This window comes from Aquimarina litoralis (assembly GCF_039523995.1).
In the GTDB taxonomy this organism is placed as follows: Bacteria; Bacteroidota; Bacteroidia; order Flavobacteriales; family Flavobacteriaceae; genus Aquimarina; species Aquimarina litoralis.
The window spans coordinates 958671-970744 of sequence record NZ_BAAAGE010000002.1; the positions used below are offsets into that span (position 1 = coordinate 958671).

Annotated in this window: 8 protein-coding genes; 2 read left to right on the forward strand and 6 right to left on the reverse strand. The window is 33.4% G+C overall.

The window, feature by feature from the left end; all coding sequences use genetic code 11:
* Positions 1 to 41: 41 nt before the first annotated feature.
* The 3 genes from ABD077_RS13280 to ABD077_RS13290 are packed head-to-tail and all read right to left on the reverse strand — an operon-like array spanning position 42 to position 5851.
* On the reverse strand, positions 42 to 404 hold the full coding sequence (locus ABD077_RS13280) for a methylglyoxal synthase (RefSeq protein WP_343912991.1): 363 nt from the start codon (positions 402 to 404) through the stop codon (positions 42 to 44).
* A gap of 7 nt (positions 405 to 411) precedes the next feature.
* A complete protein-coding gene (gene pfkA, locus ABD077_RS13285; protein WP_343912773.1) occupies positions 412 to 1398 on the reverse strand; it encodes a 6-phosphofructokinase in 987 nt (328 codons plus the stop codon).
* 25 nt (positions 1399 to 1423) lie between these two features.
* Positions 1424 to 5851: a translocation/assembly module TamB domain-containing protein gene (locus ABD077_RS13290; RefSeq protein WP_343912774.1), complete on the reverse strand. Its 4428-nt coding sequence runs from the start codon at positions 5849 to 5851 to the stop codon at positions 1424 to 1426.
* An 81-nt stretch (positions 5852 to 5932) separates the two neighbouring features.
* Between ABD077_RS13290 and tsaD the strand changes: the two genes are divergently transcribed.
* Together tsaD and ABD077_RS13300 are read left to right on the forward strand one after the other, a co-directional pair.
* Positions 5933 to 6955: a tRNA (adenosine(37)-N6)-threonylcarbamoyltransferase complex transferase subunit TsaD gene (gene tsaD / locus ABD077_RS13295; protein ID WP_343912775.1), complete on the forward strand. Its 1023-nt coding sequence runs from the start codon at positions 5933 to 5935 to the stop codon at positions 6953 to 6955.
* Between the two features lie 5 nt (positions 6956 to 6960).
* A complete protein-coding gene (locus ABD077_RS13300) occupies positions 6961 to 7665 on the forward strand; it encodes a 16S rRNA (uracil(1498)-N(3))-methyltransferase (RefSeq protein ID WP_343912776.1) in 705 nt (234 codons plus the stop codon).
* A 60-nt stretch (positions 7666 to 7725) separates the two neighbouring features.
* Here the strand turns inward: ABD077_RS13300 and ABD077_RS13305 are convergent, their stop codons facing one another.
* From ABD077_RS13305 to ABD077_RS13315, 3 genes are all read right to left on the reverse strand, one after another.
* Complete coding sequence (locus ABD077_RS13305) at positions 7726 to 9465, reverse strand: T9SS type A sorting domain-containing protein (RefSeq protein WP_343912777.1); 1740 nt, start codon at positions 9463 to 9465, stop codon at positions 7726 to 7728.
* Between the two features lie 237 nt (positions 9466 to 9702).
* On the reverse strand, positions 9703 to 10080 hold the full coding sequence (locus ABD077_RS13310) for a nuclear transport factor 2 family protein (RefSeq protein WP_343912778.1): 378 nt from the start codon (positions 10078 to 10080) through the stop codon (positions 9703 to 9705).
* 110 nt (positions 10081 to 10190) lie between these two features.
* Entirely contained in the window at positions 10191 to 12059 is a 1869-nt protein-coding gene (locus tag ABD077_RS13315; RefSeq protein WP_343912780.1) for a DUF885 domain-containing protein, read from the reverse strand.
* Positions 12060 to 12074 lie beyond the last annotated feature (15 nt).

The window sequence follows — 12074 nt, forward strand, 5'->3', positions numbered from 1 at the left end:
AGATATGAGAATTACAAGAACGAGGCATCTATCACTTATCGTTATAATCCTTTAAGCAATAATTCTGCAGTAGATGGGTTTGTAGCTAACGGAACATCATATACATCACAAAGTCTCATTAACATAAAAATATCTGGTTCGTGAGGGTGTTTAGCTAAAGGATCTCTAAAAAAAATGACCATATGTATATCCTTCTCGGCAACACCTGCTGCAATCTGTGCATCTCCACCAAGAGGACCAGAAAGTAATGCTTCTACATTAAAACCAGCTTTTTTTGCTTTTTCTCCTGTAGTTCCGGTAGAAACAAGCTTAATTTTTTTAGAATCTAATATTTCTCGATGTTCGTTAAGAAACTGCACCATATCGGCTTTCTTACCATCGTGAGCGATTATAGCTATTGTCATCATAAATTTATACAGAAAGTATATCGGAAATTCGTAATAATTCTTTGTTAATGCTGTGGTCTTCTTTCAGACCATCATCAAAATTAGTGGCTACAATCTCGTTGTTAATCAATCCTACCATTACGTTCTTTTCTCCATCTAGTAATAATTCAACTGCCTTAACACAAAGCCTACTCGCTAAAGTCCTATCAAAACAAGTTGGAGATCCTCCACGCTGCATATGACCTAAAACGGTTACTCTTACATCATAATCAGGCATGTTTTCGGTAACATAATCCGCTAGTTCATATACATTCTTTCCAATTTTATCTCCTTCACTTACCACCACAATACTGGAAGATTTTCCAGATCTTTTACTTCTTTTTAATGATTCTAGCATCCTATCTAGCCCAAGATCCTCTTCTGGAATTAGGATTTCTTCTGCTCCAGCGCCAACACCACTATTTAATGCTATAAAACCAGCATCACGTCCCATTACCTCGATAAAAAACAGTCTATCATGAGAACTTGCCGTATCTCTAATTTTATCAATAGCCTCTACTACGGTATTTAAAGCCGTATCATACCCAATAGTAAAATTAGTTCCTGCAATATCATTATCAATGGTTCCTGGAACTCCAATCACCGGAATATCATATTCTTCACTAAAAACTTGTCCTCCTTTAAAAGTTCCATCACCGCCAATCAGTACCATAGCATCTACACCGGCTTTTTTTAAGTTGTCCGCAGCTTTTTTTCTCCCTTCCGGTGTTCTAAACTCCGAAGACCTAGCGGATTTCAGAATCGTTCCTCCTGTGCTTATAATATTGCGAACACTTCGTGCATTCATCTCACAATAATCATTTTCGATCATGCCCTGATAACCTCTATAAAAACCAATGCATTTTACATTGTAATATGAGCAAGCTCTTGCTACTGCTCTAATTGCCGCATTCATTCCAGGAGAATCACCTCCAGAAGTCATTACTCCTATTGTGCGAATTTCTTTAGCCATCTAACGTAGGTTATTTTATCAGAAATTAATTATTCTTATCGGTAAAATTAATAAAATCTGGTGTTTCTATTTTGGTAGTATCCTTCTTTTTTTGGGCTACCGTATCTTTTACTTTTTTTGATTTAAAAACTTTATCAATCAGTTCGCCGAAATTATTGAAATCTACTGAATAGGAAAGTCCTAATCCTTGTTTATATCCTTGAGTTTCTCCGATATATTGAATTTCGTTCTGACGATTGAAAATCTTTCCTTTTAGTGTTCCTTCTTCATTAAACAAATATTCTACTTCTACATCTCCTGTTACAACGGATTCACTAACACCTCCTATAGGAACTCCCACTCTACCGTTTATCAAAATTCTATTATTTATTTGTGTAGATACAGTAACTCCAAATTGATCTGCAGCTTCTTGATCTATATTCCGATTACCTTGAACATAGTTGACCCCTACTTTAAACTTATCATCATCTCCAGAAAATATTCCATTTACCAATCCTGCAGCTCTTTCTACCAAATTCCCTGTAATAAAGGTAGGATCTAAATTTCCACTATAAAATTGACCTTGTGTTACTAAAGACAACGCTTGTAGTTCCTTAGTTGCTTGATCTTCTAATTGATACTCCAACTCACTTTTGGCTACTGAACTCAAATTAGGCAATTCTATATTAAAATTAAGATCTGGTTGTATTAATTCTCCATTAAGATCAACAACTACTTCTACTGGTATTTTTCGGTTAATCGTAGCATTTTCTAATAATACAGCAGGATTTGCTTCTGTTTTGTATACTGCACTTAAATTAAGTTTTGCCCTAGTCGGACTACCATCCCAGTTAATACTTCCTCCTGATCTTACTGTAAAATCTTTACCTACCAATGCGCCGTATCTAAAATTATAGCTTCCTTCGTATGCTACAAAATCTCCCCACATATTAAATTTACCATTGGTGTTTATTTCTATTAGTAGCGTTCCTGCACCTCTACCTTTTAGAGAACTTCCCGTTTTTTTATCAACTACAACTTCTACTAAAGCATTGTTATTTACATACAAATCAAAATTTAGCTCTAACCCCTTAATTTCTTCTAAAATAATCTCCTTACCATCTAATCGCGCCTGTTTCTCTTCTGGACTTAAGAAATGTATATAAGAATTATCTCCTATAGATTCAGACTCATTTAGAGGAATCTTGAAAACTGTTCCTTTTTCTGTAGTAGCATTAACATCAATTACTAAACCATCGGTAGGTCCTGCTATAGTAGCATCTCCACTGATAAAACCTGTTCCGTAATATAACGATTCCTCATCTTCTTCAGTATCGAGAACTAACAATCTTTCTTTTGCTTTTAAAGTAAGACCTAAATCCCATTTAGAAAATCGTTGATGACCTATATATCCACCTAATATTCCTTTCGTTTTATATTTCGTATCTGTTATATTGATATTATCAAAATTAAAACGTTGCTGCTCCAAAATAACTCTAGAATTATTATCAAAATCGAGATCTACGTTTAAGTATGGCACTTTTAGACCTGCTTCATTTAATGTTAAAACTCCATCAATCGAAGGATTGACATAATTTCCACTTATTTTGGCTTTTCCAGAAACCAATCCTCTAAGATCAGAAATTACGATTCCGCCTAAATCACTAAATCCTGATACATCTAATTGATCTAAGTTTACATCGATATTCATATCTGGATTATTGTTAGAAACATTAATTGAACCCACGGCGGATAATGTCTTTATATCGTCGTTGTTTACCAACCTTGTATTTATCGAATACTGAGTCAATGATTCATTACCCGAAGCATTGACTCGTAGTTCGCCCATATTGATATCGTTTACACCTAAATCATTAATAATTACTGTAGAACTTGGGAAATAAACTCCTTTTTCTTGAAATATATTAAGATCTCCATCGACTACTCCCGATAATTTTAGATCTTCTATGTAAGGCGTAATCTTATTTAAATCCACATCTTTAAAAGTAGCTTTGATATCTTTATGATCTTTGCCTACCATATTACCTGAAACACTAATCTCCTCGTCTTCATGAGTTAACTTGATCGACTGAATATCGATATTCTGAAAGTTATTATCAAAAATGATCTTATTATTACTCTTACTTTTATATGGATTTGCATACCATGTATATCCTTTAAAAGTAAAATCGGATTTTTTAAATCCTAATACCGAATTATTGTCTTCGTTGATTGTATGATAAAATTCTAAATTGTAATTATCCACATTATTCTTCCCTCCTTTAAATTCAGAACGCATGAATAGTGTATCATTAAGAGTTACATTAATCAAGCTAAACTTAGAGAAATCATAATACTTAGTATTAATACTATCGATAGCAACATAGGTATTAAATAAAGGGTTCTTATTATCAACTTGAATGTCTACCTGTTTCATTAAATTATCAAACGCCTTAATTGAAGGTGATTTAAATGTTAATTTAAATTCGGAATCATTGCTTTCTACTTTTCCTTTAATAAACGTATTAGGAGCAAACTGAATTTCTGGAAAAAAGACATCTACAATCTTATTATAGATCCTGAAATTAAATTCCATAAATTCATTATCTGTAATTTGAGTTGGCTCGAAATTAGTGTATAAACTACCTATAGAATTGCGAAATAAATCATACACATTTTCAAATCTAAATACTCCCTTTACATTACCTTCGATAATATCAGGACTATTCATAGTTATCGTTCTTATATTTTGATCATCAAAACTAGATGTGATATCAAAATCATCAAAATAATAACTGGCGTTTTGATTTTTATATAGTGTTTTTTCAAAAGAGATGGTACCAAAAGCATCGTTAATACCTGTTCCTTTCATCTTCATCTTTACATCTCCATTAAAAATAGAAATACTATCTCTAGTAAAAATATTAAGCTTATGAAGATCTATATGATCTACATTGGCAACAAAATCATAATTATTAATTGCCTCAGAAATATCGGCGACACCATTAAAGCTAAATTTCATGTTTGGATCATCCGCTACTAGCTTTCCATCAAAAACTGGATCTTTTAAATTTCCAAATACATTAAGATTGGTATATGTATATCCATTAAACTCCAGTTTTTTAATATCTCCTTCTAGCTTTGTATCTAGGTTATCCAAGGTAAAACCACTTCCATCAACATTAATATCAAATGCTGCATTTCCTAATCGCGGTTTCCCTAATAATTGACCTACGTTAAAATTATTTGATATTACACTACCATTATATGTCGCACTTTTAACATCATCTAAATCCCCTAGTAAGACAAAAGCATTGATTTTTCCCAACTGAGAAAAGAAATCCATATCTATATCCACATCCTTAATGGTAACAATGGTCTTACCCACTCCTTTTACACTTCCTAACTGATACAGTTGTTTTGGAAGCGACTGTCCTAAAATATTTGGAAGGAGATTAACTAGATCATAATAGTTGGTTGTCAAGTTTGTTAAGTCTCCATCTAATCTGAATTTGGAAACATCTGTCACCGCATTTCTAATTCGTATATTTCCCTGAATTACCGATCTATCTAATCCAGAAATGTCAGAATCTAATACTTCAAAATCATTTAAAGTCCCTTTTAACGTAGTATTTTTTAACGTAAGATCTTCATCACGACCAAATTCATCATAAAACGGAATCAAATCGTTTGTAGAAATTACAGCTTTCATAAAATCGGCTGTAATATTCACACTATTCTCAAAATCTACGAGCCCACCTCTTTCATACTCGAATACTATTTCACCATCTACTTTAGAATCTTTCGTTTCCAAAATTAGATCTCTAAAACGCATTTCTGTTGGAGTAATAGAAAAACCAGTTTTCAGATTCGAGACATTTAAACCTCTATGATCCTTAAATGCCAAAAGGTCTGTTGTTATATAAAAATCTTCTCCATCAACCCTAAGACTCTCCGCATCCAACATAATATCCCGTAGAATGACAATATCAGAATAATTAAGATTTTCATCGATATAACTAAACTTACCATTCTCCATAGTTACATTACCTGTTGTTAGTAAAAATTTAGTTGTAGACGAGGATGTTTTACCAGTATTAAATTTTCTAATAAAAGTCATGAGGTTATCACTACTCTCACCTTTGTACATTTTCATTCTAAATGTTAGATCATCTATCGAAACTGCTCCTAACTCTGGCTGCCCTTTAGAAATCTCTCTAAGATTTAAAATGGAAGTTGCAATACTCCTAGCAAATAATAAGGTGTCTTGATGATGATCTTTTACAAAGACTTCTTTTAAATTTACTTTTCCAGAATAAGTTAAACCAACTTTACCAATGTTAATATCTACATTATATTCTTCATTGATATAATTGGTTATTTTTCGACCAAAAAAAGTTTGAATTGCGGGAATTGAAAATAGGATCACTAATAGCACAAATAGCGATATAAGGATAAGTAATATCCTTTTCAATATTTTCCCAAATTTTTTGATACGTTTTATTGTTTTAACTTTGCTGACAATATTAACAATTTCTATGCCTTTTTCCTCATAATGAGCTCACAAAATGTATACATCTTAGGTATTGAATCATCTTGCGATGATACTTCTGCCGCTATATTATGCAACGATCGTGTATTATCAAATGTTGTTGCTTCACAAAAAATTCATGAACAATATGGTGGTGTGGTTCCAGAATTAGCTTCTAGGGCGCATCAGCAGAACATTGTTCCTGTAATTGATCAAGCTATAAAACAGGCTGGAATTACCAAAGAAGATCTTACTGCAATAGCCTTTACAAGAGGTCCCGGTTTAATGGGATCTTTATTAGTCGGAACATCTTTTGCGAAATCATTGGCGTTAGCGTTAGATATCCCCTTGATTGATGTAAATCATATGCAAGCACATATTTTGGCGCATTTTATTGATGAAGAAGGATTCGATAAACCAGAATTTCCTTTTTTAGCTCTAACGATCAGTGGTGGCCATACACAAGTAGTGAAGGTTACTAATCATTTCGACATGGAAATTATTGGAGAAACGATTGATGATGCTGTTGGAGAGGCTTTTGACAAAAGTGCTAAAATATTAGGTTTACCCTATCCAGGAGGACCACTTGTGGATAAATATGCTCAATTAGGGAATCCAAAAGCGTTTCCATTTACCAAACCTCGAGTAGATGGTTTGAATTTTAGTTTTAGTGGTTTGAAAACAGGAATTTTATATTTTGTTCAAAAACAATTAAAAGAAAACCCTAACTTCATAGAAGAAAATCTTCATGATGTATGTGCATCTATTCAATATACTATAATCAATATCTTGATCGATAAATTAAAAAAAGCTTCTAAAGAAACAGGAATTAAATCCATAGCTATTGGTGGCGGTGTTTCTGCCAATTCAGGAATTAGAAAAGCGTTAAAAGAAGGCGAATTCAAATATGGATGGAAGACTTTCGTTCCAAAGTTTGAATATACAACGGATAATGCAGCGATGATCGGTATTGTTGGTTACTTAAAGTACTTACAACAAGATTTTACAGATATGAGTATTGTAGCCAAAGCTAGAATTAAGTTTTAATTACTATGCAGCTTTTTTATAGTAAAGATATCACAGCCACTACTGAAGAATTCGAATTCTCGAGAGAAGAAAGTAAACATATAACCAAGGTACTTCGTAAAAAAGAAGGTGATATTCTTCAGATTACAAATGGAATTGGTTTATTATGTAAAGGTCTCATCACGTTTTCCAGTCCTAACAAGTGTATTATACAACTACAAGATAAAAATCATCATGATCGAAAAGACTATAGACTACACCTAGCCGTAGCTCCTACCAAAATGAATGATCGGTACGAATGGTTTTTAGAAAAGGCAACAGAAATAGGTATTGATGAGATTACTCCCGTTATATGTGATCATAGTGAGCGAAAAGTAATAAAACAAGAACGTTTTGAGCGTATTCTACAAAGTGCTATGAAACAATCTTTGCAATATTACTTACCTGTATTAAACCCTGCTATTTCATTTACAGAGTTCATAAAACAGGAAAACGACGATCAGTTATTGATAGCGCATTGTGAAGAAACTGATAAAAAATCCTTGCAAGAAACTCTAAAAACAAAAGGCAGTACCACTATTTTAATCGGACCCGAAGGTGATTTTTCTAGTAAAGAAATAGCAACTGCTATAACTACTGGCTATACACCAGTAACCTTAGGAAATACACGTTTGCGAACAGAAACTGCCGCAATCGTTGCTACACATAGTGTTGCTTTTCTGAATCAGTAAAAATTAAAAGAGCACTTTGAAAGTCCTCAAAGTGCTCTTTTAGTCTAAAAAAACTGGAAATTATCTAATTACCAATTTATCAGTTGAAATTCTTTTGTTGTTTTCCAATAATTGCACTAAGTACACTCCTGGAGCAAAATTAGAAACATTTAAAGTAGTAGAAGTATTAGTTAATCTTGTACTAGCGACTTCCTTACCAAGAATATTAAATATTTTAATTGTGGAATTATTATTTGCAATAGCTGGTAAGGTAATTACACCATTATCTACTGGATTAGGATATATTTTTATAGAATCTTTGTTATCAGAAAATTCTGCAACACTTAAAGTCGCCGGGAAATCATTACTATCTCTAGCTGTAATAAAATAGCTTCCATTATTTCTTTCTGTAATTAAACCTACTATATTGGTTGATGATGTTGGCACTGTTTGACCAATATAATCAACATCAAAAAATGTAGCTCTAAATGTAAACATATCAGAGTTTTGAGTAACAGGATATTCAGTACCATTATCCCAAGTCATTGATGGAGTATTGTCTACTGTAACATCTGAAATTGCCACTAATTCAGACTCATAGTTTTCTGGGTTGGCAACAAGTTGCGCTACAGTTACAATCTGCGGATCTACTAAACTTCCTGTAGAAGTAGCAGCTCCTGGATCTGCTGAAGGCACAAACTGTAACTGACCATTAAAACTACTCAATTCTCCAGTTATACCAGTAATACCATCTCCTCTAGAATACATAGTTGTAATCACTGAACTATCATCATCTATTAGTATGGCACCAGTTGCATCTTCAATAAATTTTTGATTTCTAAACGTCTGCTGATAGGTTATAAAAGCTTCTCCTGTTAAAGTATAAAAATTATCTTCTGCGGAAGCTCTTAGAGTAGCTATATCAGAAACATCCGTTGCTGAAGCAACTGAGAAATTAACTGTTTCTATTACTTGAGGAGTAAGGGAACCACTAGCATCTTTTAATTCTAGAGTAACTGTATATGACTGTCCGTCTGCTACTGAAACACTTATTGGACTCATAGTAGTGGTCATTGGTGTTCCTCCATCTACAATATACTCTACTACATTATCACCTCCTAAACTGAAGTTATTTACAGAAAATGTTACATCAACTGAGGTAGTGCCTGGAGTAAAAACAGAAGAACTTGTACTTGCAATTAAGGAAGGATCACTTGAAGCCCCAATCCAAGAACCTGGATCAAATATACCAACTACATCTTGGGCTCCTAACGTATGATTTGTACATCCCATAACTTCACTATCTGCCCATACATTCCATTCTGCCTCATCAAACGTACTTGCAGAAGCCGTAACACTCGATGCTCTTTCTGCTCTTCCATCTTCAAATTCATGACAAGTACCTGTACCATCTTCTCCTGGTACACCAAATATATCAATAGTCATATCACTAGCATCAAAAATAGCAATTTGATCATCTCCATTGCTATCTGCAGCTCCTCCAGTACCTGCACTAATATCAGGTGCAAATCCGAAAACAGTTTGAAATTCCGTTCCATTTGCAGCTATGATAGCAAATTCGCCAGCTGCTAATGTACCTATTGGTGTAAGATCTATTCCTGAGGTTTGTGGATCTGCATTCCCGTTAGTCCATCTTCTAAGTTCCCAGTCCGTTAAATCAACATCAGAAGAGCTAATATTATAAATTTCAACATATCTAGCAGACGCATTATTATTAGGATCCGCTAACTCTGTTATGATTATTTGTCCAAAAGAAATGGTCGTGCATAATAAAGTGAGTAATAAAGTAATTTTTTTCATAATTCCCATTAAAGTTTAAAAAATAAGTGTGTAAAGATACACAATACGAACTTTTTAAGCCAATAATCAAAATTCTAGTAGAGGATTTAACCTTAAGTTAAAACCTTAATAACTTTAATATACAGGTTTACTACAATTATATACTAGAAAAGAGTGTCTGATAAGGCACTCTTTTTTTATTCCTAGCTATTATGGTACATTCCATTATGCTTAGTTATAATAAGTATAATTTACTACCTAATACATCGTATTAGGGTTCGCAGACTCTTTTGGAATTTGCTGAATAGAATCCCAATGCTCACAAATTTTTCCATTTTCATCAAAACGAAAAAAATCCATTGTAATGTATTCATCATTTCCTGGCCAAGTTTGATGTGTATGTAATGCCACTAAATCTCCTTCTGCAATACATCTCACAAATTCTATGGATTTATCTGCATATTCTTCTTGCATTCTTTCAAAATATGAAATAAATCCTTCGGTACCATCTGCTACATCTGGATTATGCTGAATATATTGATCCCCTACATATTTCTCTACTGCCGCCCTAGGATTACCTTCATAAGCCATTTTGTAGAAAGCTACAGCATTATCTTTATTTTGTTGTAAATCCATATTCTATTTTTACGTAATTTAAAACTACTACTATTTTCTCAAAACACACCCAAAACCAACTCATAGAAATTAAATAGACATCCTAAGAAAACAGTTCTAAAACCAATGTTCTAACTAGCACTTTTTACTTTGGTTCTCTCTATATAATCATTAATGATTTCTTCTAAAATATCTAAGGGAACGGCTCCATCTTTTAAAACTGCATTATGAAACTCTCTCAAATCAAAACGATCTCCCAATTCTCTTTTTGCCTTTTCTCTAAGTTCTAAAATTTTCAACATCCCAATTTTATAGGCGCATGCTTGTCCTGGCCATACAATATATCTTTCTATTTCTGTCGTTACTTCTGTGGTGGTCATACCTGTATTTTGTACCATATAATCGATCGCTTGCTCTCGTGTCCATTTTTTATGATGAATTCCAGTATCCACTACCAATCGTACAGCTCTAAACATTTCTGCTTGCAATCTTCCTAAATTTCCAAAAGGATCACTTTCGTAAAAACCAAGTTCCCAAGCTAATTGTTCCGAGTATAAAGCCCATCCTTCGATGTAAGAAGTAAAAAGCCCTATCGTTCTAAAAATAGGAACTCCTTCGAGTTCAGACTGAATTGCAATTTGAAAATGATGTCCCGGTATACCTTCATGATAGGCTAAAGTCTTCATTCCGAATTTAACAGATTCATGTACATTTCTTAGATTAGCATAAAACACTCCTCCTCTAGATCCGTCCATTGCTGGTCTATTGTAATAGGCTCCTGCCGATCCTTCTTCCTTAAATTCTGGAACTCTTTTTACTTCTAGTGCTGCTTTGGGTCTTATATCAAAGGCATCATCCAGACCATTACTAATCTCAGAAAGAATTCGGTTATATTCATCAATCACCATTTGTCTCCCTTCATCATTATTAGGGAAAAGAAAACGGTCTTCTTTATTTAATTCCTGAATAATAGCTCCAACAGTTTTTGTAGAATCAGCATATCCCTGAGAAGAAAGAATAGCCTCCATTTCGCCTTTAATTCTTGCTACTTCTGACAAACCAATAGTATGCACTTCTTCTGGATCTAGATCAGTAGTGGTACGTTGTTTCAGCTGATATCTGTAATATGCATCTCCCTCCGGTAATTTCCAAACACCAGCATCTGTCGTTGCTTTTTGTTTTAATTGCTCAAAATAACTAATAAGCTTCTGATATGAGCCGAATACTGTAGTCGCAATTTCATTCTTCACTTGTTCTTTAAGCTCATTTTTTTCTTCCTGAGATAAGTCTTCTATTTTATCAATTTTCGTATCAAAATTGCTGTACAAAATATTCGATGTTACTGCATCATCCGTTTCCTTGATCTCGTTTTCTTTTTTTCCGATAAAACCTTTCATCTCATCGAGTACTCTATCCATTACAAACTTTGGAGGTATAATCCCCTTTTCTTCTCTAATTTTTAGATTTTCTATAAGCTGATTAAATTTTGTTTCAAATTTGGATAAACGAGTAATATACGCTTCAGCATCACTCTTATCCCTAAGCTTGTGCGAATCTTCCATAAGACTTGGTAATGAACTTTGTACACCACCCATTTGATTTACGGGATAATCATGATAAAAAAATCGCTCTCCTTCTAATTCTCCTTCTAAATAATACCCTAAAATTCTTGTATTTAACTTATTGGCTTCTGATTGACTTTCGAAATCATAACTTTTTAAGGTTTCGTAATCTTCTTTTATTTTATTAAAAGTTTCCCATTGCTTTTTGTCTGAGATATCGTCTAACTCATCTTTGGACCAGTTATATATTACTGGAATTCCCATTGCAGTGGTTAATTCTGGACTATCCAAAGCCAACTCTGCAAATATCCTATCATAAAAATGAGTGATATTAAAAGGACGAAACCAAATAAGATTTCCAACCCAAAATGCAACTAAGGCAAAAATGACTAGCAAGGTTCGTGAAGTCCAAAACTTCCAGGTACGTTTTTTTTTCATGATAAATGATTTATG